Annotated in this window: 20 protein-coding genes; 10 read left to right on the top strand and 10 right to left on the bottom strand. The window is 60.5% G+C overall.

Translation table 11 applies throughout. The annotated features are described in order from the left end of the window. Positions 1-151: 151 nt before the first annotated feature. Entirely contained in the window at positions 152-988 is an 837-nt protein-coding gene (locus AB3Y40_RS13955) for a helix-turn-helix transcriptional regulator (RefSeq protein ID WP_369439394.1), read from the bottom strand. Between the two features lie 108 nt (positions 989-1,096). On the opposite strand from AB3Y40_RS13955, the gene rpe reads away from it, so the two are divergent. The 4 genes from rpe (at position 1,097) to AB3Y40_RS13935 (ending at position 4,849) form a co-directional block, all read left to right on the top strand. Further along, entirely contained in the window at positions 1,097-1,774 is a 678-nt protein-coding gene (gene rpe / locus AB3Y40_RS13950) for a ribulose-phosphate 3-epimerase (RefSeq protein ID WP_369439393.1), read from the top strand. An 86-nt stretch (positions 1,775-1,860) separates the two neighbouring features. Continuing rightward, the gene (locus AB3Y40_RS13945) at positions 1,861-3,261 is read left to right on the top strand and encodes a DUF4153 domain-containing protein (protein WP_369439392.1); all 1,401 of its coding nucleotides are present in this window, start codon (positions 1,861-1,863) and stop codon (positions 3,259-3,261) included. Then, positions 3,258-3,935 (top strand): response regulator, encoded by a 678-nt coding sequence (locus AB3Y40_RS13940; RefSeq protein WP_369439391.1) that lies wholly within the window; start codon positions 3,258-3,260, stop codon positions 3,933-3,935. The genes AB3Y40_RS13945 and AB3Y40_RS13940 overlap by 4 nt, the downstream gene beginning before the upstream one ends. Then, positions 3,923-4,849, top strand: a complete 927-nt coding sequence (locus AB3Y40_RS13935; protein ID WP_369439390.1) for an ATP-binding protein — start codon at positions 3,923-3,925, stop codon at positions 4,847-4,849. The genes AB3Y40_RS13940 and AB3Y40_RS13935 overlap by 13 nt, the downstream gene beginning before the upstream one ends. Positions 4,850-4,874: 25 nt before the next feature. Here the strand turns inward: AB3Y40_RS13935 and malG are convergent, their stop codons facing one another. The 4 genes from malG to AB3Y40_RS13915 form a co-directional block, all read right to left on the bottom strand. After that, a complete protein-coding gene (gene malG, locus AB3Y40_RS13930; RefSeq protein WP_369439389.1) occupies positions 4,875-5,765 on the bottom strand; it encodes a maltose ABC transporter permease MalG in 891 nt (296 codons plus the stop codon). A 235-nt stretch (positions 5,766-6,000) separates the two neighbouring features. Next, complete coding sequence (malF, locus tag AB3Y40_RS13925; protein ID WP_369439388.1) at positions 6,001-7,524, bottom strand: maltose ABC transporter permease MalF; 1,524 nt, start codon at positions 7,522-7,524, stop codon at positions 6,001-6,003. Between the two features lie 66 nt (positions 7,525-7,590). After that, positions 7,591-8,748, bottom strand: coding sequence for a maltose/maltodextrin ABC transporter substrate-binding protein MalE (gene malE, locus AB3Y40_RS13920; protein WP_369439387.1), 1,158 nt, complete (start codon positions 8,746-8,748; stop codon positions 7,591-7,593). A 17-nt stretch (positions 8,749-8,765) separates the two neighbouring features. After that, complete coding sequence (locus tag AB3Y40_RS13915; RefSeq protein WP_369439386.1) at positions 8,766-10,373, bottom strand: alpha-glucosidase family protein; 1,608 nt, start codon at positions 10,371-10,373, stop codon at positions 8,766-8,768. A 164-nt stretch (positions 10,374-10,537) separates the two neighbouring features. Between AB3Y40_RS13915 and AB3Y40_RS13910 the strand changes: the two genes are divergently transcribed. The 3 genes from AB3Y40_RS13910 to galE are packed head-to-tail and all read left to right on the top strand — an operon-like array spanning position 10,538 to position 13,713. Beyond that, positions 10,538-11,593 carry a LacI family DNA-binding transcriptional regulator gene (locus AB3Y40_RS13910; RefSeq protein ID WP_369439385.1) on the top strand — a complete coding sequence of 352 codons (1,056 nt, stop codon included), beginning with the start codon at positions 10,538-10,540 and terminating at the stop codon, positions 11,591-11,593. Beyond that, positions 11,578-12,645 (top strand): ABC transporter ATP-binding protein, encoded by a 1,068-nt coding sequence (locus AB3Y40_RS13905; protein WP_369439384.1) that lies wholly within the window; start codon positions 11,578-11,580, stop codon positions 12,643-12,645. Before AB3Y40_RS13910 ends, AB3Y40_RS13905 begins: the two co-directional genes overlap by 16 nt. A 60-nt stretch (positions 12,646-12,705) precedes the next feature. Beyond that, the gene (galE, locus tag AB3Y40_RS13900) at positions 12,706-13,713 is read left to right on the top strand and encodes a UDP-glucose 4-epimerase GalE (RefSeq protein WP_369439383.1); all 1,008 of its coding nucleotides are present in this window, start codon (positions 12,706-12,708) and stop codon (positions 13,711-13,713) included. 24 nt (positions 13,714-13,737) lie between these two features. Here the strand turns inward: galE and AB3Y40_RS13895 are convergent, their stop codons facing one another. Continuing rightward, entirely contained in the window at positions 13,738-14,478 is a 741-nt protein-coding gene (locus AB3Y40_RS13895; protein ID WP_369439382.1) for a Crp/Fnr family transcriptional regulator, read from the bottom strand. 241 nt (positions 14,479-14,719) lie between these two features. After that, on the bottom strand, positions 14,720-15,625 hold the full coding sequence (locus tag AB3Y40_RS13890) for a LysR family transcriptional regulator (RefSeq protein WP_369439381.1): 906 nt from the start codon (positions 15,623-15,625) through the stop codon (positions 14,720-14,722). A gap of 95 nt (positions 15,626-15,720) precedes the next feature. Between AB3Y40_RS13890 and AB3Y40_RS13885 the strand changes: the two genes are divergently transcribed. From AB3Y40_RS13885 to AB3Y40_RS13875, 3 genes are read left to right on the top strand one after another with little or no spacing between them, the layout of a single operon-like run. Then, the gene (locus AB3Y40_RS13885) at positions 15,721-16,653 is read left to right on the top strand and encodes a VOC family protein (RefSeq protein WP_369439380.1); all 933 of its coding nucleotides are present in this window, start codon (positions 15,721-15,723) and stop codon (positions 16,651-16,653) included. A 1-nt stretch (position 16,654) separates the two neighbouring features. After that, positions 16,655-17,227: an alpha/beta hydrolase gene (locus AB3Y40_RS13880; RefSeq protein WP_369439379.1), complete on the top strand. Its 573-nt coding sequence runs from the start codon at positions 16,655-16,657 to the stop codon at positions 17,225-17,227. A gap of 57 nt (positions 17,228-17,284) precedes the next feature. Then, entirely contained in the window at positions 17,285-17,788 is a 504-nt protein-coding gene (locus AB3Y40_RS13875) for an invasion associated locus B family protein (RefSeq protein WP_369439378.1), read from the top strand. Here AB3Y40_RS13875 and AB3Y40_RS13870 read toward each other — a convergent pair whose 3' ends face one another. From AB3Y40_RS13870 to AB3Y40_RS13860, 3 genes are read right to left on the bottom strand one after another with little or no spacing between them, the layout of a single operon-like run. After that, positions 17,789-18,466, bottom strand: coding sequence for a GntR family transcriptional regulator (locus AB3Y40_RS13870; RefSeq protein ID WP_369439377.1), 678 nt, complete (start codon positions 18,464-18,466; stop codon positions 17,789-17,791). It lies immediately after the preceding gene. Then, entirely contained in the window at positions 18,463-19,482 is a 1,020-nt protein-coding gene (locus AB3Y40_RS13865) for a Gfo/Idh/MocA family protein (RefSeq protein ID WP_369439376.1), read from the bottom strand. The genes AB3Y40_RS13870 and AB3Y40_RS13865 overlap by 4 nt, the downstream gene beginning before the upstream one ends. Further along, positions 19,479-20,570, bottom strand: coding sequence for an isocitrate/isopropylmalate dehydrogenase family protein (locus AB3Y40_RS13860; RefSeq protein ID WP_369439375.1), 1,092 nt, complete (start codon positions 20,568-20,570; stop codon positions 19,479-19,481). Before AB3Y40_RS13860 ends, AB3Y40_RS13865 begins: the two co-directional genes overlap by 4 nt. Positions 20,571-20,602: the final 32 nt, after the last annotated feature.

The raw sequence follows: 20,602 nt of genomic DNA, 5'->3' as shown, positions 1-20,602 counted from the left end.
AGTTGCGTCGCGGTCAGCGTTTGGGTGGTTGCGGTGGTCAAGGAATCCCTCCCCCTGATGCATCGGTCAAGCGTGGCATGGTCACGGCCTCATGACAAGGTTTGACCGTTTGGTCAAATATTTTCAGGTAGAGAATGGCAGATTACCCGCCCTAAGGCTGAATGACGTCGCGTTGGTACCTTTGCCGATACTTCAACGGGGTCAGACCAAAGCGGGCGCGGAACAGTTTGTGAAAGTGTGACAGGTTGGGGATGCCGCAGCTTTCCGCGATGTCGGCCAGTGGTTCTGTATCCGTCACCAGCGCGCGGGCGGCTTGATCCATCCGCAGGGTATTGATGTAGTCAGACGGGGTCATGCCAAGGTGCCGCCGCATTGTTCGGCTGACATGCGGGTGTGCCTTGCCGGTCAATGCCACCAAACCGGCAGAGCCGTTGCGGAACACAGCCGGGTCGCGCGCCACGCGGCAAGCGTGCGCCAGCCAAACAGGGGCGTCAGGCGGCAGGGTGGTGGTGTCTGCCACCAGTGACGACAGAAGCGGCAGCAGAAACGCTGTGGTGGACATGGCATCAAGGGCGCTGTGTTCCAGCGCGATGGCGGCCTGGTTCAGGCTGGTCAGCGCGCGCATGTCGCGGTGAAACCGGGTCGGTGCATCGGCGCGGAATGCGGCATCGGTCAGGGCGGGAAACTGGGTGATCAATCCGCCGACCACATCCGGATGCAGGCAGATGAGGGCGACCATCGCCGCCTCACCCTTGCCCTGCAGACCGTGCGACTGACCCGGTGACAAGCAGATCATGTCGCCTTCTTGCAAGGTCTCTACGCGGCCCGGCAGATGGTGCCGCACGGTGCCGTTCTGGACCCAGAACACCTCAAAGAAATCATGCTCATGCAAGGGGCGCGGGCGTTGAGAGGTCAGCGTCGCGCGGGTGACATGGGCCATGGCACCGTCTTGCAGAATGTCGCGGTAGGAAAGGGTCAGATGCGTCATGAAATCAAATTAGCATGGGGGTGTAACAGTTACCGCAACCAATTGCGGATGGCGGGGTGACGCAGGCTGTAAATCGCTTTATCTGAGGCGGCAACAGGGGGATTTGCTATGACTTTCGACCGTTCGCTGAAAATTGCGCCATCTATCTTGGCGGCCGACTTTGCCAATTTCGGCGCGGAATGCGCGGCGGTCGAGGCCCAGGGGGCGGATTGGATCCATGTGGACGTCATGGATGGGCATTTTGTACCCGCGATCACCTTTGGCGCGCAGACCTGTGCGGCGATCAGGCCCCATATCAAGACAGTGATGGACGTGCATCTGATGATCTCGCCGGTGGACGCCTATTTGCAAGGCTTTGCCGATGCGGGTGCGGATGTGATCACCGCCCATGTCGAGGCGGGGCCGCATATCCACCGGACTTTGCAGACGATCCGGGGGCTGGGCTGTAAGGCAGGCGTGGCGCTGAACCCGGGCACCCCGGCAAGTGCTGTGGCTGATCTGATGGACGATGTTGATCTGGTCTGTGTGATGACGGTGAACCCCGGTTTTGGCGGGCAGAAGTTCATTGATATGTCCGCCAAAGTGCGGGCCCTGCGCGAGATGATCGGCGACCGACCCGTGCACATCGAAATCGACGGGGGCGTGGACCCGACAACTGCGCCACTGGTGCGGGCCGCAGGTGCGGACGTGCTGGTAGCAGGTTCCGCTGTGTTCCGGGGTGGCTCTGTCGGGAACCCCGCGCCTTATGGCGACAACATCCGCGCGATCCGGGCGGCGGCAGAGTAATCTGCGCAAAAACTGCTGAACACAGGCGCGTGATCTAAGGGCGCGTGGCGCTATTCCCTTGTCAAAACAATGACAAGGGGACCGATATGACCACCAGCCTGACCGCCGCGCGCGCACCAACTGAACGCGTCATAGCCCTTTTTGGGCTTGTGATTGTCGCTGACCTTCTGATCTGGGGCGTGGCGCCGGGACTGGGGTTTGTCGCACTGATCCTGTGCATCGCTCTGGGCGCCCAGCTTTTCTGGGGACGTTTCAATTGGCAAGCATGGCTGGGGTTGGGGATCTGCCTGATCCCAGCGGTCGAGACTTTCCAATTCCTGTCCTTCACCTTTGCCATGCTAGGCCTCGCGGGATTCTGCGCGGTGCAAATTTGCTGCGGGACCGTGCCGCGCGGGGCGGTGATTGCAGCCGCTCTGCGTTTGCCATTTTGGGGCAATGTGCAAACTGGCCGCGACGTGGCATCGGCGCTGCGCGGCGGCGTTGACCTGCGCCATTCCGCAGCGACCGGGCTTGCCGGGTTGCGCGACTGGATTGTGCCGGGCGTCCTGGGGGCCGTGTTCATTCTGCTCTTTGGCCTTGCCAATCCGGTGATCGACGGTTGGCTGCTGGCTATGTGGCCAGAGCGATGGCCAGCGATGCCCGATCCGACGCGCGTCATCTTTTGGGTGCTGATTGCCCTGTTTGTCTGGCCGATGCTGCGATTGCGGGCTGTATCTGCGCGGCTCTTGGCGCCGCTACGTTTGCCACAAACCTTGCCGCGCGGGATTTTGAGTGCGGGGTCCGTGCTGCGATCGCTGGTGACGTTTAACGCGATTTTTGCGGTGCAGACGGTGCTGGATGTCGCCTATCTGAGCGGGGGAATCAGCCTGCCAGACGGCATCGGTTATGCGGAATATGCACATCGCGGGGCCTATCCGTTGTTGGTGACGGCGCTGCTGGCTGGGGGCTTTGCGCTGTTGACGCAGCCGTGGCTTGCAGGCCGGCCGGTGTTGCGCTGGTTGCTGCTGATTTGGGTGGCGCAGAACGTGGTGCTGGTGATTTCCTCGATCTTGCGGTTGGACCTTTATGTGGATGTCTACGGGCTGACGCGGCTGCGCTTTGCAGCCTTTGTCTGGATGGTGCTCGTCGCACTCGGGCTGACGTTGATGATCTGGCAGGTGCTGGCCGAACGCCCGGTTCTGTGGCTGTTCGCACAATCAGCAGCACTTGCGTGGATCGCCTTGTTCGCTGTGTCACTGACCAATGTGGACGGGCGCATCGCGCAGCACAATCTGACCCATTCAAGCGGCAGTTTTGACCCTTGGTATGTCTGCAACCTCAGCGCAGGCGCATTGCCCGCGATCCGCGCATGGGAGGCCGAGAATGGCCGCAGGTTGTGCCATAGCCGGGAACCTTATCTGCGGCAGTCCGACGACTGGCGCGAATGGGGCTATCGCAATGCGCGGCTGCGCCATAAATTGAATGAAATGAAAGGGGTGACCGGATGAGCCGCCATATCTTGATTGCCGATGACGATGCCGCGATCCGCGACGTGCTGCGGATTGCGCTGGAACAGGCAGGCTTTCAGACCTCTGAAGTGGGTGACGGGGCGGCTGCGCTTGACGCGGCCCCGGTGGCGGATCTGGTGCTGCTGGACATCGGCATGCCCGAAATGGATGGGTTGGAGGTCTGCCGCGAACTGCGCAAGACCAGTGCCGTGCCGATCCTGTTTCTGACAGCGCAAGGGGATGAGATCGACCGCATCGTCGGGCTGGAAATGGGGGCGGATGATTACGTGCCCAAACCATTCAGCCCGCGCGAGGTGGTGGCACGGGTCAAGGCGATCCTGAAGCGCGGCGGCGTGGAAGAGGCGCAAGGCGGATTGCAACGCGGCATGGTCCGCGTCGATGTAGATCGGCATCAGTGCCATGTGGGACAGGCTCAGGTGGCCCTGACCGCACGCGAGATGGAGCTTTTGGCGCAGCTCATGAAGCGGCCCGACCATGTGATGTCGCGGCCGCAGCTGGTGGATACGGTCTATGGCACCAACATCCATGTGAGCGACAGGACAATGGACAGCCATCTGCGTAACCTGCGCACCAAGCTGGCCGAGGCTGGCGTGCCGGATGCGATTGAGACGGTTCACGGGGTCGGTGTGCGGATGGGGCCATGTCGCGGGTAGCGCGCAAATGGCGGCCGCCGCTATCGCTGGTGCTGGGTGGAACCCTGGCGGCCGTGTTTGCGTTGCCGCTTTTGGGGATCGGGTACTTTCGGTTGGCGGGAGGGGTTCTTGGTTGGGCCGAAACAAGCTGGTTGATTGGCTGGATCGCCTTTGTGACGACGGCGACATTGGGGTACTTGCTGTGGCGTTTGGTGCTGCGTCCTGTCAGGGCATTGACCACTTATGCCCGGGCCGAAGGGGCGGCAGACGCCCCGCAACACTTTGGCACGCCAGAATTTTCCGAACTTGGTGAAGCGGTGATCAATATGACGACGGCGCTGCGCGGACGCGAGGCAGTGGTTCGATCCTACGCGGATCATGTGACGCATGAGATGAAGTCACCGCTGACGGCGGTGCGCGGTGCGGTGGAACTGCTGGAAGGCGATTTGCCAACAGCCGAGCGCGAAAAGCTGATTGCGCGGATCGGTGACGCGGCGGCGCGGATGGACGAATTGCTCGCGGCACAACGGGCCTTGGCGAAGGCCGCTGATCCCTTGCCAAAAGGTGAGACCCGCGTTGAAGGCGGCTTTTCAGATGTCAGCGGTTTGGCGGTTGAGGTCACTGAGGCCGAAGCTGTGCCAATTGGGCCAGAGGCCTTTCGGTTGGTGATGGATCATCTGTTGGGCAACGCCAAGGCGCATGGCGCGGGCCGCGTAACGATCCGAGGCGGGGATCGTCAGCTGGTGATTGCCGATGATGGGCCGGGCATTTCCGAAGGGAACCGGGGCCGGGTGTTTGACCCGTTCTTCACCACGCGGCGGGATCAAGGCGGCACGGGCATGGGGCTTGCGATTGTGCGGCGCATCCTGCAGGCGCAGGGTGCAGAGATCACGCTAGGTCACGGAAAAGGCGGAGTTTTTGTGATTTCGTGGTAACATTGAGTGGGTCGTAACACCCACTTTATCCTTTGACTGCGCCATCACTTAGCCCCGAGACTAAGTATCGCTGAGCGATCAGGAAAACCACAGTAATCGGCAGGCCGGACAGCACGGCTGCGGCCGCAAAGTCACCCCACAAGTAGCGGAATTCATTGAGGTAAAGACGGCTACCGACGGCGAGAGTCATTTGGCTTTCGGACCGGATCAGAACGCTGGCAATCGGGTAGTCGTTGATGAAGCCGATGAAACTGAGCACAAAGACCACGGACATGATCGGCACGGCCAATGGCAGGAAGATATGCCGGAATGTTTGCCAAGGTGTTGCACCGTCGATCGCAGCCGCCTTGTCGAGGGCAGTGTCGATGCTGTCGAAGTAGCCCTTGATCGTCCAGATGTGCAGTGTCACGCCCGAGAGATAGATCAGGATCAGAGCCACGTGAGAGTTGAGGCCGAGGATCGGATTGACCTCGCCCAGGGCATCAAAGATTGCGTAGATGGCGACCAGGGCGAGGGTTGTGGGGAACATCTGTATCAGGAAAAGGCCGTCGAGCATCGCACCCTTGCCTTTGATCCGTATCCTGCTGAAAGCATAGGCAGAAATCGTGGAGAGGGCGAGAACGCCGAGGCCCGCGATCATGCCGATCTTGATCGAATTCCACATCCATAACAGCACTGGATAGGGCGGCGCGACAACGGTGCCATCAGCACGGGTGTAGTCAAAGCCAAAGGCCAGCACCCAGTGTTCGAGCGTAGGGTTTTGCGGGATGATCGCGCCCACGGAGAAGTTGCCTTCGCGGAACGAAATCGAGAGTACCATGAAGAACGGAAAGAGGATGAGTGCCAGGAAGATCAGCATGAAACCATGGGCGAGGATCTTCTTGATCCGCAGGTCACGGGGGCGTTCGACGATCATGCGTTCACCTTGTTTTCCGGCATGCACATGCCATGCACATTCCATACAGATTGCAGGGGTATGAGAGTCTTAACCGGCATCAACTGAAGGGGCCGGTCGGGCGCCGCTCTTGCCCGCGATACGCGGGCAAAACGCCCCGCCCGCCGTCCCGGTGTACCGGTGGCAGCAAGATGCACCATCGGGGGGCTAGCCCCCCGGACCCCCCAGGATATTTTTGGCCAGAAGAAGATACGGGTCATCCGGCACGCCCCGATCTGCGCTGGGCGGCGCGGCGCATGGCCACAAAATTGGCGTATGAGATGGCGGCGACCACCACGAAGATCAACAGGGTGATGGCCCCTGCAAGGCCAAACTGCTGGCCAGCGTTGTCGAAGGCGAGGCGGTAGGTGAAGCTGGCAAGGATGTCGGTTTCGCCTGCCGGGATCACGGTGCCGGGGATGTCGGGCAACCCGCGGGTCAGCAGGAAGACCAGCACGAGGTTGTTGAAGTTGAACGCAAAGCTCGCGATCAGCAGCGGCAGAAACGGCGGGATGATTTGCGGCAGTGTGATCGTGAAGAAGACCCGCAAGGCTGAGGCACCTTCGAGCGCGGCGGCTTTTTTGTGATCCTCGGGCACGGCCTGAAGGAAGCCCATCGCCAGCAGCATCATATAGGGGTAGCCCAGCCATGTGTTCACGATGACCAGCATGGTGCGGGCAAGTGTGCCGTTGGTGAACCAGTCAGGCTCAATCCCAAAGAGGGCATTCAGGATCAGGTTAATCTCGCCGAAATTCTGGTTGAAGAGCCCCCGGAACACCAGAATCGAGATAAAGGCAGGCACTGCGTAGGGCAGGATCAGCAGGATGCGGTAGAGTGCTTTGAACCGCAGGTGTGGCCATTGCAGGATCACGGCGAGGGTCAGGCCGAGAGCGAAGGTTGTGAAGACCGAGAGGGTGGCAAAGGCGAAGGTCCAGATGAAGATGGAGACCATCGGTTCGCGGATGCCATCGGATTGAAAGACGCGGGTGAAGTTGTCGGTGCCGATGTTGACCCGCCAGCCAGGCGGGACCTGATCGCCATTGGGGTCTTCGAAGAACCCGGTGTCGTGATTGGCTGTGAGGATCGTGCCGTCAGCGCGGGTGAGTTCGTTCGGCCCGGTTTGCACATAGTCGGGCGTGACGGTGGCAAAGCTGCGCAGACCCGCGTTCTGGATCTGGGTGCCATCGGGGGTTGTCAGGGTGACAAGGCCCAAACCCTCGCGCAGTTTGATCGCGTCGCGGCGTTCCAGCAGGGATTCGGGCGGGGTTGCAGGGGCGAGGTCCACGGTCTCTTCAGCCAGAAGTGACACGGGCGCAGACAAGAGTCCGCTGTCCGGCAGCCAGATGCGGAATGCGTCACCATCGGGGGCCACGGCGAAGGGCTGTTCGGTGGATTTGTCGACGGAGCCGCGCGAGGTCAGGACCTCGACGGTGCGGTCATAAGTCAGGAGGTTGAAGGAAGAGTAGTTCGTGAAGCCAATGTAGATCGTGTAGATCACTGGGAAGGCGATGAAGATCAGTACGGCGGCGACACCGGGGAAGATGAAGCGCGCGCCGTAGTAGCGGCTGGCCCCGAAGATGATTGCAAAGCCGGTAGCAAGCGCCAGGATGATCGCGCCAAAGAGCGGTTGGTTCAACTGATAGAGGTAGAATGACCCATAAAGCAGTGCGCAGGTGACAGCAGCGACACCTGCCAGGCGGGGCAAGGCGGAGCCTGTGGGGATGTGTTCGGCGGTTGTCATACGGCACCTGTGGTCGGGTGGCGGGGTGAACCCCGCCCTACGAGATGAGGGCGAGGTTCTGTCGTCTTATTCGCCCAGGATGCGGGTCGCCGCGTCGTTAAGCGCATCAACCGGGCTGGCGGCACCGGTGGTGATGTTGGTCAGCGCAGGGCCCATGGCGGCCCAGAAGGCCCCCATTTCAGGGTTGGACGGCATGGGGATGCCGTTGGCAGCCACGGCCAGCATGTCGGTGACCAGCGGGTTGTTCTGGGCCGTTGCGGCAGAGGCATCGGCCAAAGCGCCAAGGCCGTTGCCAGCGTTCCAGATCGCCAGACCTTCGTCAGTGGCAAGGTAGTTTTCGATCAGTTCCACTGCGAGGTCAGCGTTAGGCGACGCGGCATTGATGCCAAGCGCCTGCACACCAAGGAAGGGCGGCGACACTTCGCCATTCACGGTGGGGATCGGGGCCACGCCAAAATTGATACCCGAGCCTTCGAACCCGGCCCAGGACCATGGGCCGTTGAGGACCATCGCGACCTCGCCATTGTTCATGGCACCGTCCATGACGCCGTAGTCCACGCCTTGTGGCATGACACCATCGTCAAAGAGCGATTTCAGCACTTCGGCCCCGGCAACAGCGCCGTCCGTGGCAACACCGGTTGAGGTGCCATCATAGGTGCCGTCGACCTTTTGGAAGGCATAACCGCCACCGGCCATCAGCATGGGCATGGTGAAATACGTGTTGTTGTAGTCCCAGAGTATCTTTTGACCGTCGACGGCGAGGTCCTTGATCTCTTCAAAAGAGGCAGGCGGCGTTTCGATCAGGTCTTTGTTGTAGATCAGCGTCACCGCCTCAACCGCGAGCGGGTAGCCCCATGTGGCACCGTCAAACTGCACGGCATCCATGGCAGAGGGCAGGATGTCCGCGGACCAGTCATCAGAGGGCTGGACCGGAGCGATCAAGCCGCCAGAGGCCCATTCACCAAAGCGGTCATGCGCCCAAAGGACGATGTCGGGGCCATCCCCGGTGGCGGCCGCCTGCTGGAATTTCTGCGGCAGGTCAGGGTCAACCACTTCGACCACAACCTCGATGCCGAGGTCTGCGGTGAAGGGGGCGACAGCTTGCATCAGCGCGTCTTGATCCCGGTTGGCACCGGTCCAGATGACCAGTTTGCCATCCTCAAAGGCAGCGGCAGGTACGGCAGTGGCCAGCAGCAGGGCTGTGATGGATAATGTGCGTTTCATTGTTTCCTCCCAAAGGGTTAGTTGATGCCGGTTGTGCCCCACATGTAGGCAAAGCCATTGCCGGGCAGGGCGAGCGTGGTGCCGTCAAGTGTGGCGTGATGCGGGCCTGTCAGCTTGGTGTCGCCAACGGTGAGCGTTTGCGGTGTGGCCGACAGGTTGAAGACGCAGGTAAGTGTCTGGTCCGCACTTGTGCGGGTGAAGGCCAGAATGGGGTCGGGCGCATCGATGAAGGTGGTTTTGCCCAGTGTGAGAGCGGCGTTGGCTTTGCGAAATGCGATGACCTCGCGGTAGTGGTGCAGGACGCTGTCGTTTGCGGCCTCTTGCCGGTCCACGGCCTTGGCGGCTTGCGGCGCTTTGACGGGCAGCCATGGTGTGCCTGTGGAAAAGCCCGCGTTTGGCGCGTCTTCTTCCCAGACCATGGGGGTGCGGCAGCCGTCTCGGCCCTTGACTGCGGGCCAGTAGCGCAGGGCAGGCGGGTCTGTCAGTTCGTCGTAGGTGAGTTCGGTTTCGGTTTGGCCGAGTTCTTCGCCCTGGTAAATGCCAATGGTGCCTTCAAAGCTGCACAGCATGGCGATGGATTGCCGCGCGACCGCATCTTCGCTGACGGAACGGTCGGCCCAGCGGGTTGCGTGGCGCGGGACATCATGGTTGGAAAAAGACCATTTCGGGTGACCATCAGGTGCGCCCTTTTGGAAGCCTTCGATGCAGCGACGAAAGTGGTCGGGCGACCAATCGGGGCCAAGCATCGCAAAGCTGTAGGCCATATGCAGGCGGTCAGATCCAGCGGTGTATTCGCCCATGATTTCGATACTGCGATCGCCCATTTCGCCGACTTCGCCGACCATCATGATGTCGTCATACTGGTCCGTTATGCGGCGGAGTTTTTCAAGGAAAGCAAGGTTTTCGGGGCGGGTCTTGTTGTAGATGTTCTGCTGCATACCATAGAGATCTGTCGCCATGACCTGTGGCTTGGCGTCAGCGGGCGGGTTGGAGCGCAATTCCTTGTCATGGTAGTAGTAGTTGACGGTATCCAGACGGAACCCATCAAGGCCACGGTCGAGCCAGAACTTGCAGGTGGCTAGGATCGCCTCGACCACCTCGGGGTTGTGAAAGTTCAAGTCTGGCTGGCTCGCCAAAAAGTTGTGCAAGTAGTATTGGCCGCGACCGGGATCAAATTCCCACGCGGGGCCACCAAAGTGGCTGTGCCAATTGGTAGGCGGGCTGCCATCGGGCAGCGGATCGGCCCAGACGTACCAGTCGGCCTTTGCGTTGCTGCGGTCCTTGCGCGAGGCCTTGAACCATGGATGCTGGTCAGAGGTGTGGCTGAGCACCTGATCGGTGATCACCTTGAGTCCAAGTGCGTGGGCGGTGGCAATCAGCGTATCAAAGTCGGCGAGCGTGCCAAAAAGCGGGTCGATGTCAGTGTAGTCGCTGACGTCATAGCCCATGTCCTTTTGCGGGGACATGAAGATGGGGGAAAGCCAGATGCAATCGACCCCAAGCGAGGCCACATGCGGCAAGCGACGTGTAATGCCTGGCAGGTCCCCGACGCCATTGCCGGTCGAGTCCTGAAAAGAGCGCGGATAGATCTGATAGATCACCGCATCCCGCCACCATTCGCGCATTATGTATCCTCCCTGATTCGAGGGGAACTTACCAAAGGCGTCAAAAAATTCAAAACGTTTTGAATTTTTAGTTTTTGTTGATTTATTGGGGTGAATAGGTCACGTTGCGCCCGAATGCGTCGTTCGGCGCGCCTTGGTTTGAAACGGTTTGAAAGGCCAGCAACGTGGCAACGCTCAAGGACATCAGCGCGGAGCTTGGCCTGTCGGTTGCCACGGTGTCACGGGCGTTGAACGGGTTTCCAGAGGTCAACACAAAGACCCGCGACAAGGTGCAAGAGGCTGCAGATCGGCTGGGGTATCGCCCTAACCGGACCGCGCAGCGGCTGGTGACCGGGCGGTCGGGTATGGTGGGGATGATCGTCAAGATCCGGCCCGATCTGAGTGCGGACCAAACCTTTGTCGAGATCCTGACAGGGCTGACAGCCGCACTGGCGGCGCGTGATACCGATCTTGTTCTGGCGGTTGATCAAGATCCTGATCCGGTGGCGGCATACAAGAAGATGCTGGAACGGGACATGTTGGATGGGTTTATCCTGAACGCGCCCGTGCCGCAGGACCCGCGCGTTGATTTTCTGACGCACGCCGGTGTGCCGTTTGTGATGCATGGGCAATGCCGCAACGATGCGGCCTATCCGTTCTATAGCATCGACAACCAGGGGGTGAGTGTTGAGGCCGTAGATTTGCTAACAGCACTTGGGCACCAACGGATCGCGTTGCTGAACGGCGACCTGACCCACTCTTATGCGGCGGACCGGTTGGCAGGCTTTGCGCTGGCGATGCGCAATGCCGGACTGCGGGTGCCGGAGGCTTTCATGACGTCGGCGCCACCCTCCGAGGATTATGGCTATGCGCAGGCGCTGGCGATGTTGGCGGGACAGCATGGGGCTGCGCCAACGGCGTTTGTCTGCGCTTCGACCCTGATTGCGGCAGGGGCAATGCGCGCCGTTGCCGACCGGGGGCTGCGGGTGCCGGAGGATGTGTCGATTGTGGCCCATGACGATGCATTGCCGCAGACCCGCGCGATCAACTTTTCACCGGCCTTGACGGTCACGCGCGCGCCGTTGCGCGATTCCTGCGTACCGCTGGCGAACCATTTGATTGACCACATTAACGGCGCAGAGGCCCGTACTCTGCAAACCCTGTTCAGGGCAGAGCTGATCCTGCGCGGATCAACCGGCCCCGTCCCAACCGGAGGAGAACAACCATGGCCCTCGACGTGACGCAGCAAACCGCTCTTGAAGCGCGGAACCTGAAGAAATCCTATGGCTCGGTGCAGGTGCTGCATGACATCGACCTGGAGATGCAGGCCGGCGAATTTCTGGTGCTGGTGGGGCCGTCGGGGTGCGGCAAGTCCACGTTGTTGAACTGTATCGCGGGCCTTGAAGAAGTTACCGGCGGCGCATTGATGATTGGCGGGCGCGATGTAACGCAAGAGCCGCCTAAGGACCGCGATATCGCGATGGTGTTCCAGTCCTACGCGCTTTATCCGACGATGACAGTGGGCGAAAACATTGGTTTTGGCATGAAGATCCGCCGCGTTCCCAAACCGAAGATGGACGCCAAGATCAAAGAGGTGGCGACGCTTTTGCAGATTGATCATCTGCTTGATCGCCAGCCCAGCCAATTGTCCGGCGGGCAGCGGCAGAGGGTAGCGATGGGCCGTGCGCTGGTGCGCGATCCCAAGCTGTTCCTGTTTGATGAGCCCTTGTCGAACCTTGACGCCAAGCTGCGGGTCGAGATGCGGGCCGAGATCAAGCGACTGCACAAGACGACGGGTGCTAGCATCGTTTATGTCACACACGACCAGATCGAAGCGATGACGCTGGCCAGCCGAATTGTTGTGCTGAAAGACGGCTATGTGCAGCAGATCGGCACGCCGGAAGAGATTTACGACCGGCCTGCCAACACCTTTGTCGCTGATTTCATGGGTTCGCCGCCAATGAACCTGATGCCCGCAGAGGTGACGGGCGAGGGGGTGGTTGTTGATGGGAACCTCTTGGCGATGGATACCTCTGGTCTGCCGGGGAACGTGACGCTGGGCATTCGGCCAGAGCAGTTTTCGCTGGGTGGGTCTGACTTGAAAGTGACGCCAGAGATGATCGAAAACACAGGCGCGGAAAGCTATGTGCAATTCACCCTGAGCGGTGCGCAAGTGACCGCGCGTCTGCCCGGACGCATGGATGAAGACCACAACGGCGCGATCAGCCTTGGGGTGGATATGGCCAAGCTGAGCCTCTTTGACATCACAACCGGGGCGCTGATCAGCCGCTAGAGCTTGCCGCATTGATCCACCCCGCCCGAGGTCCTAGAACGGACCAAAGAGGGAAAGTTCATGCGCGTTTTAGTGACAGGCGGGGCCGGGTATATCGGGTCGCATACATTGGTCGAGATGTTGGGGCAGGGGCACGAAGCGCTGGTGCTGGACGATTTCTCGAACGCGTCGCCCTTGGTTGTTGACCGGGTGCGCAAGCTGACCAACGGGAATCTGGATTTTGTCACCGGTGACGTGCGCGATGATCAGGCACTGGATCAGGTGATGGACGATTTTCGGCCCGAAGCGGTGATCCACTTTGCGGGTCTCAAGGCCGTGGGCGAAAGCATGGAAAAGCCGCTGGCCTACTATGATGTGAATGTGAACGGCACGATCAGGCTGGCGCGCGCGATGGACAAGGCGGGCTGTCGGCGCGTCATCTTTTCCAGTAGCGCCACGGTCTACGGAGAGCCGCAGTACCTGCCGTATGACGAGGCGCACCCGCTGAACCCAACGAGTGTTTATGGCCGCACCAAGATGATCGCGGAACACATCCTCAGCGATTGGGCCAATGCGGGCGGCAAGACGGCGGTTTTGCTGCGGTATTTCAACCCTGTGGGCGCCCATGCAAGCGCCCGGATTGGCGAGCATCCCGATGGTGTGCCCAACAACCTGATGCCTTTCATTGCGCAGGTTGCCGTTGGCAAGCGGGATCATCTGTCGATCTTTGGGGATGACTACGACACGCCCGATGGCACCGGGCTGCGCGATTATATCCACGTGGTTGATCTGGCGCGGGCGCATGTGGCGGCCCTGGATTATGCCGTTGGGGCGACAGGCGCGCGACCTTTCAACATCGGCACCGGTCAGCCCTATTCAGTGCGCGAAATGGTCAAGGCCTTTGAGGCGGCCAGTGGACGTGCCATTCCCTGCAAGGTCACACCGCGCCGGGACGGGGACATTGCCGCGATGCAGGCGGATCCATCGCGGGCCGCGGCAGAGATGGGTTGGCGCGCAACGCATTCGCTGGATGACATGGCGCGCAGCACGTGGGACTGGCAATCCGGCAATCCAGACGGCTACGTCTAGGTGGGGGATGCATAGAGCCTGAGCCTATGAGGCGTTGGCGATCCAGCTTGTATCAAGATTGGCATAGCGGTCCTTGTAGCCGACCCGCTTGGCCCAGCCTGCACGGTCGGTAATGCGAATATAGGGCCGGGCCACGTCGATCTGGCCGGTGCTGGACAGTTTGCGCATCAGGCGGTTCACATAGATGTCCGTCAGGCCCAGCGTGTCGCCGATATCTTTTTGGGACATATGCAGGGGGAACCGGTCAGAGGGTTGATCGGTCAGCTGCGCAGTACGGCTTTTCATAGACAGGATGAAATGGATCAGCCGATCCTCTGCTGATAGGCGGGTGATGGCATGCAGGCGGTCGCGCAAGGCCACCTCTTCCAGGCTGGACATGGACAGCAAGAGCGCAAGAAGGCGCGGATGGTCGTGACCCATACGGGACAACGTGCGTCGGTCGATCAGGCAGACCGCTCCGTCAGTCTGCATCTGCACGTCGTGCGGGGGCATAGGGAAGCCAAGATCGGCAAGGCCCACGATGTCGCCGGGCATGTAGATCTGCGTGATTGTAGATTGCCCCGCAGCAGAGGTCGCGCGGGACACGGCCCACCCCGATTTAATGATTGCAATGCGAGCATCGGCGCGTGCCGGGTCAAAGACCGCGCTGCGTTTCTTGCGCGAGATTGCGTCACGTTCCAACTGTTCAAAAACATAGCGTTCGTCACAGCTTAGCTCTGCGTGACGCTCCAAACGAAGCAAGAACGCGCTTGACGTAGCCTTCATTCTAGAAATTCCTTCCCACCCCTTAATCGAACTTCGTCCCGCATTGGTTGCAGCGGTTCGGTCCTGAATTTTCGATCTCTCCTCCTGTACTATGTCACGTAATATTTACACGTTCTCGCTTTTCGTCATTAACTTGGTTTAACTTCAAACGCTTTTACGTGGTGATGTGGAGGATGTGCCGCGGACTTGATCCGTGGACAGCCTACGTCGCTTTGACACGGCAAAGTTGTGCCTCGCCATATTACAGGTCGATGTCGGCGACTGACCGCTCAATCCGGTGGGTGAACCGTTCGATCGCAGCGGGCAATTTCTGGTAGGGCGGATAGAATGCGGTAAGCCAGATTTCGGGGGTCCGCCAGTTGGGCAGGACCGGCACCAATGACCCCGCAGCGAGGGCGGGTGCCACCAGAAAGTCAGGCAAAAGGGCAATGCCCTGACCGGCCACTGCCATCTGCGCCAAAAGGTCGCCATTGTTGCAAGCAAAGCGGAATGACTGGCGCACGGGGTGGGTGTCGCCGGTTACAGGGTCGGTCAACTGCCAAGTCTCACCCTCTGCCAGATTGGTGTAGCTAAGACAGGCGTGCGTAGGGAGTTCAGCGGGATGCGTCGGTGTGCCGTGGGCCGCCAGATAGGATGGTGCAGCCACAAGCGTGCGGCGTACCTGTTTGATTTTGCGCCATATTGTGGACCGATCTGTGGGCGCGCCGGAAATACGCAGCGCCATTTCATAGTCCGCTTGCATGATGTCGACAAAGCTGTCGGTCAGGTTGATTGACAGATCAATGCCGGGGTGTTCGTCGCGAAACGCCGCAATGGGGCCTGCCAGAAACTGAGTGCCAAAGGAAAGCGGTGCAGAGATTCGCAGACTGCCTTGCAGATCGGTCTGAAAGGCACGGGCACTATCGTCAATCCGCGCAATCTCGGCGATGACGGGCAGCATACGTTGATAGTAGGATTGCCCGGCCTGGGTCAGCGCCACCTTACGGGTCGTGCGCTTGAAAAGCTGGACCCCCAGTGCTGCCTCAAGCTCTGCCACGGCGCGGGTCACCGAAGAGGCGGAGGTGCCGAGTGTTTGGGCCGCACGGGCAAAGCCATTGGCCTCTGCCACGGCGATGAATGTTCTGATCTGTTCAAGTTGGCCGGACATTATTTCGCTTTCTGCAATAGATAATCGCAAATTGATGGGATTATCGCAATAGTTTGGGCGCGCTATATCTAGGCCAGGAAATACAGGAGGGCGACATGCTCGATCAGATCAAAGGCCTGCACCACATGACGTCAATCGCGTCGGATGCCGCCGAGAATAACGCATTTTTCACGCAGGCGCTGGGCCTGCGCCGGGTCAAGAAGACCGTCAATTTTGACGCGCCTGAGGTTTATCACTTGTACTACGGAGACGAAGTTGGCTCTCCCGGGTCGGTGATGACCTATTTCCCGTTCCAGAACGCCAAGCGCGGTAGCAAGGGCACGGGCGAAGTTGGCGAGACCGTCTTTTCGGTGCCAACCGGATCGCTGGATTTTTGGGCTGATCGGCTGGCGACTTTCGACGCGCAGGGCATGGCCAAGGTTGACCACTTTGGCGAGCAGCGGCTGCGGTTTGAAAACCCAGATGGCGAAGGGTTTTCGCTGGCAGAGGTGCGCGACGATCCGCGCCCCGGCTGGACCGGCAACGGCGTGTCAGAGGATCATGCGATCCACGGGTTTCATGCTGCCACCATGCGGTTGCAGGACACCGGCGCAATGGCCGAATTGCTGGGTTTCATGGGGTACGACAGGGTGGATACCCGCGAAGGTGTGACCCGCTTTGCCGTAGCGGATGGCACAGGGGCCAATACGATCGACCTTCAGGCGCTGCCAGATGCCGGGGCTGCCCAGCAAGGAGCCGGGTCGGTGCATCACATTGCTTTTGCGGTTGAAAACCGTGCCGCCCAGCTTGAGGTGCGCAAGGCGCTGCTGGACACCGGGTATCAGGTGACACCAGTCATCGACCGCGATTATTTCTGGGCGATCTACTTTCGCACGCCCGGCGGGGTGCTGTTTGAGGTTGCGACCAACGAGCCGGGATTTGACCGGGACGAAGACCGCGCGACCCTTGGCGAGGCGCTGCGCCTGCCAACCCAGCACGAACATTTGCGCCCCTTCCTGGAAGAGCATCTGCAGCCTTTGGAGGCCTGAGGTGTACCATTTCGCAGAGACAAAGGGTGATGGCCCGCTGGTGTTTACGTTTCACGGCACCGGCGGGTCCGAGGGCCAGTTCCATGGCTTTGCACGCGAGGTTTTGCCCGGTGCGCATGTGGTGTCGCCCCGGGGGGATGTGTCGGAACATGGCGCGCTGCGCTTCTTTCGCCGCACAGGCGAGGGGGTCTACGACATGGATGATCTTGCCCAGCGGCGCGCCGCCATGGGGGATTTCATGGCGGGATTTGGCGACGGGGCGTTGACGCTTGGCTATTCCAACGGCGCGAATATTCTAGCGACTGTGGTGCTGGAACGGCCCGCGCTGGTGGATCGGGCGGTGCTGATGCATCCGCTGATCCCTTGGTCGCCCACGCCGCAGCCGGGTTTGGCAGGGCGCGCGATCCTGATCACAGCGGGGCGGCGCGACCCGATTTGCCCTGCGGCGCAAACCCAGGCGCTAGCTGACTATCTGGCCGGACAGGGGGCCGATGTGACGCTGCATTGGCATGATGGCGGGCACGAAATCGACCGCACCGAAGTGGCCGCCGTGACCACGTTTTTGCAGGGCTAGTCATTGCGCCCTTGCTGGCCTGTGCCTAGGGTCGGGCCAGCAAACGGGAGACACGACATGCGCAACCTTCTGACCGGACTGGCGATGACACTGGCAAGTGCTGCAAGCGCGCAAGAGGCGGAAGTGGCCAACAACGCCAGCTTTGGCGATTGGGTCGTGAATTGCGAGGCGGTCAGCACCCAGCGCACCAGCTGCCGGGTGGTGCAGACACAGTCACGGGCCGACACCAACACGCTGGTCATCCAGCTGATCGGCTATGCCATGGCCGAAGGTGGTGCTGTGATCGTCGCACAGGTGCCGATGGGGGTTTATTTGCCTGCAGGGCTGTCTTATCGCGCCGAAGCGGCCCCCGACACGGCACAACAGGCGATGATCTGGCAGCGCTGTGCGGGTCAGATTTGCGAAGCGGCACTGCAGCTTGATGCGGATGGATTGGCAGAGCTGAATGACGCAGAGCAGGTTTTGTTTGGATATTTGCCGCAGCCGGGGGCCGAGCCGGTGATCGCGCGGGTCAACACCAGCACGTTGATTGCAGCGCTGGATGCCACCCGGCCCGAGTAGCTACAGCAATTGCAGGTGGTGCTTTTCCAGAAGCCCCACGATCATGTCGCGGGCCTGTTCACGGTGCGCGCGGTGGATGCGGCGCGCCTCTTGCGGTTGGTTGTCGCGGATCGCGTTAAAGACACCCCGGTGATCTTCGTTTGATTGGACAGGCATTGGCCGGATGAACAGGGTCACCGCGCGGGCGCGGCGGACCTGATCGGACATCATGCCAACGATGTTCTGGATGCGGCTGTTGCCGCCCAGACGCACCAATTCACGGTGAAAGGCGTCATCGGCGCGGGCCCATGCCTCTCGGTCGTCTTCGGTCACGGCGTTTTCCATGTCAGTGATCGCCAGCGCCAGACGATTGAGTTCTGCGGCCGCGTAGCCGGCGGCAGCCGCGCGTTCGGCGGCGAGGCTCTCAAGCTCTGTCAGGACATCATAAATGTCAGCCATATCCGCCGCAGACACCGGCAGGATGCGCACGCCCTTTCGGGGGCGCAGTTCCAGCAGACCTTGGCTTTCGAGGATCAGCGCCGCCTCGCGCACCGGGGTGCGGGACATGCCCAGCCGTTCCGCCAGCTCGCTTTCAAGGTGGTCAGAGCCCGGAGAAAGCTGGCCCGAAAAAATCAATTCTCGCAGCTCGCTGATGGCGCGCTGCATGTTCGAGATTGGTTTATGGTCGAGGTCGTTCAAGGGCTCTCCAGGTCGATGCGCTGCCCGGTGGCAGCAGAGGTATAGATCGCCTCTTCGATGGCAATGACGTGCAGATAGTCATGGGCCTCGTTTTCCAATGGCGTTCCATCCAGATGGCCCGAAACGACGTGGTTTTGCAAGGCATGCACGCAGTCACCGCCAAAGCCGTCCCATGTGTCGGGGGGCAAAAGGCAGGTTTCTGCAGCGTCGCCGAAAAGGCGGTGACGCACCGACCCGTCACCCAAAAGCCGGATGGATCCGGTTGTGCCTTCGATCAGCGCCTCGCCCATGGTGCGGCGCAGGTTGTCGGCGTTGTGGTCAAGATGTCGGTTGCCGTCAAACATCGCACGCACACCTGCGGGGTGGGTAAAGATGATGTGGCCCGCATCTTCGCCTGCGATCACAGGGTTCAGCTTGCGCAGATCGGCATAGACAGCCGTGGGGTTGCCCAGAAGAAAACGGAAGGTATCGACCCAATGCACGGCGGTTTCGTGGATCAGGAATTTCTCCATCTCCTGAAAGTAGGGTTGCCGGTCAAGATAAGCGCGCGGGCCTTGTCCGTCGCCGGGGCGCAGTCGGAACGTGACCTGCTGCACGTCGCCCAAGAGCTGGGTATCAAGTGCTGTCTTGATGGTGCGATACCAAGGCTGAAAGCGAAAGTTTTCATGGATGACTATGCGGGCACCGGCGGCTTCGGCCTCTGCCGTGATCGCGCGTGCTTCTGCCAGGTCGTTGCAGAACGGCTTTTGACAGATCATCAGTTTGATACCCGCCGCCAGCGCGGTGCGGATCGTGGCGGCGTGGGCCACGGGGGGCAGGATGATATCCAGCAAATCCGGTTGCGTTTCGGCCAGCATCTGATCGAGGTTGTCATAGGCGGGTAGACCGGTGGCCTGTGCCTTTGCGATATCGCGATTACAAGAGGCGACAAGTTCGACGCGCGGGATACGCGCCCAACTGCCGTAATGAAACTGGCTGAAATAGCCCGCGCCGACACAGGCAACCCGCATGGTCATGCCACGAAAAGCGTATCGGTGACGGCCTGTGCAGCTTCTGCCGTGCCAGCGGTGCCGCCCAGATCACGGGTCAGCACCCGGCCTTCGGCAACCACCTGTTCGACGCTTTCACGCAGGCGGGTGCCGTCGCGGGTCATGGCAGGGATGTCATGCTTGAGGCCCAGCCAATCGAGCATCATCGCAGCTGACAGGATCATGGCGTGGGGGTTCGCCAGCCCTTGGCCAGCTATATCCGGGGCAGAGCCGTGGCAGGGCTGGAACACCGCGTTTTCAAGGCCGATGTCGGCAGAGGGGGCAAGACCCAGCCCGCCCATCAGACCGGCACCCAGATCAGACAGGATGTCACCGAACATGTTTTCCGTCACGAGCACGTCAAAGTCCCAAGGTTTCATCACCATCCACAGGGCGGTGGCGTCCACATAGGCGTGGTCGGCTGTTAGGTCGGGGTGTTTTGCGGCTTCGGCATCAAAGATGTCCCGGAAAAACGCAAAGGAACGGAACACATTGGCCTTGTCCACACAGGTGACCCGACCCGGACCGCGGCCTTGTTTCTTGCGGTCGTTGGCAAGGTTGAACGTGAACTTGAACAGCTTTTCAGAGATGTCGCGGGTGATCAGCAGCGTCTCGCGCGCTTCGTTCTTGGTCACTTCGCCTTTGCCTTGGGTATGGAACAGACCCTCAGTGCTTTCGCGGATCAGGACGAAATCGACCGACTTGTCTGCAGGCATGTCCAGCGGCGTGCGCTGGCCGGGGCGGATGGTAACGGGGCGAACGCCTGCGAACAGCACAAGTTCTTTGCGCAGGTCAATCTGGGGCGAGATTTCGGTGCCGTCATCATAACGCACAGAGGGCAAGCCCATGGCGGAAAGCAGGATTGCGTCAGCGTTGCGGGCGGTGTCCATCGAGGCAGCTGGCAGCGATTCGCCGGTTTTGGCGTAATGTTCGGCCCCGGCGGGCGCGTTCACAAAAGACAGGTCATATGCGTCTGACGCATCCGCCATCTTTTTCAGGATCTCGACTGTTGGCCCCATGATTTCAGGGCCGATCCCGTCCCCGTTAAAGACCGCAATCTCAAAGTTCTTTTTCATCCTGCCCTGCATCCTTTTCATCCTGCATGGCA

Source organism: Yoonia sp. R2331 (assembly GCF_041103235.1).
In the GTDB taxonomy this organism is placed as follows: Bacteria; Pseudomonadota; Alphaproteobacteria; order Rhodobacterales; family Rhodobacteraceae; genus CANMYO01.
This window is presented reverse-complemented; position numbering and strand designations above follow the sequence as displayed.

Bases quoted from the DNA above. Each gene is read 5' to 3' on its own strand.
- AB3Y40_RS13955 (WP_369439394.1), bottom strand. From the start codon at position 988: ATGACGCATCTGACCCTTTCCTACCGCGACATTCTGCAAGACGGTGCC.
- AB3Y40_RS13865 (WP_369439376.1), bottom strand. From the start codon at position 19,482: ATGACCATGCGGGTTGCCTGTGTCGGCGCGGGCTATTTCAGCCAGTTT.
- AB3Y40_RS13860 (WP_369439375.1), bottom strand. From the start codon at position 20,570: ATGAAAAAGAACTTTGAGATTGCGGTCTTTAACGGGGACGGGATCGGC.
- malF (WP_369439388.1), bottom strand. From the start codon at position 7,524: ATGACAACCGCCGAACACATCCCCACAGGCTCCGCCTTGCCCCGCCTG.
- malG (WP_369439389.1), bottom strand. From the start codon at position 5,765: ATGATCGTCGAACGCCCCCGTGACCTGCGGATCAAGAAGATCCTCGCC.
- AB3Y40_RS13885 (WP_369439380.1), top strand. From the start codon at position 15,721: ATGCTCGATCAGATCAAAGGCCTGCACCACATGACGTCAATCGCGTCG.
- AB3Y40_RS13940 (WP_369439391.1), top strand. From the start codon at position 3,258: ATGAGCCGCCATATCTTGATTGCCGATGACGATGCCGCGATCCGCGAC.
- AB3Y40_RS13890 (WP_369439381.1), bottom strand. From the start codon at position 15,625: ATGTCCGGCCAACTTGAACAGATCAGAACATTCATCGCCGTGGCAGAG.
- malE (WP_369439387.1), bottom strand. From the start codon at position 8,748: ATGAAACGCACATTATCCATCACAGCCCTGCTGCTGGCCACTGCCGTA.
- AB3Y40_RS13875 (WP_369439378.1), top strand. From the start codon at position 17,285: ATGCGCAACCTTCTGACCGGACTGGCGATGACACTGGCAAGTGCTGCA.
- AB3Y40_RS13915 (WP_369439386.1), bottom strand. From the start codon at position 10,373: ATGCGCGAATGGTGGCGGGATGCGGTGATCTATCAGATCTATCCGCGC.
- AB3Y40_RS13905 (WP_369439384.1), top strand. From the start codon at position 11,578: ATGGCCCTCGACGTGACGCAGCAAACCGCTCTTGAAGCGCGGAACCTG.
- AB3Y40_RS13935 (WP_369439390.1), top strand. From the start codon at position 3,923: ATGTCGCGGGTAGCGCGCAAATGGCGGCCGCCGCTATCGCTGGTGCTG.
- galE (WP_369439383.1), top strand. From the start codon at position 12,706: ATGCGCGTTTTAGTGACAGGCGGGGCCGGGTATATCGGGTCGCATACA.
- AB3Y40_RS13945 (WP_369439392.1), top strand. From the start codon at position 1,861: ATGACCACCAGCCTGACCGCCGCGCGCGCACCAACTGAACGCGTCATA.
- rpe (WP_369439393.1), top strand. From the start codon at position 1,097: ATGACTTTCGACCGTTCGCTGAAAATTGCGCCATCTATCTTGGCGGCC.
- AB3Y40_RS13895 (WP_369439382.1), bottom strand. From the start codon at position 14,478: ATGAAGGCTACGTCAAGCGCGTTCTTGCTTCGTTTGGAGCGTCACGCA.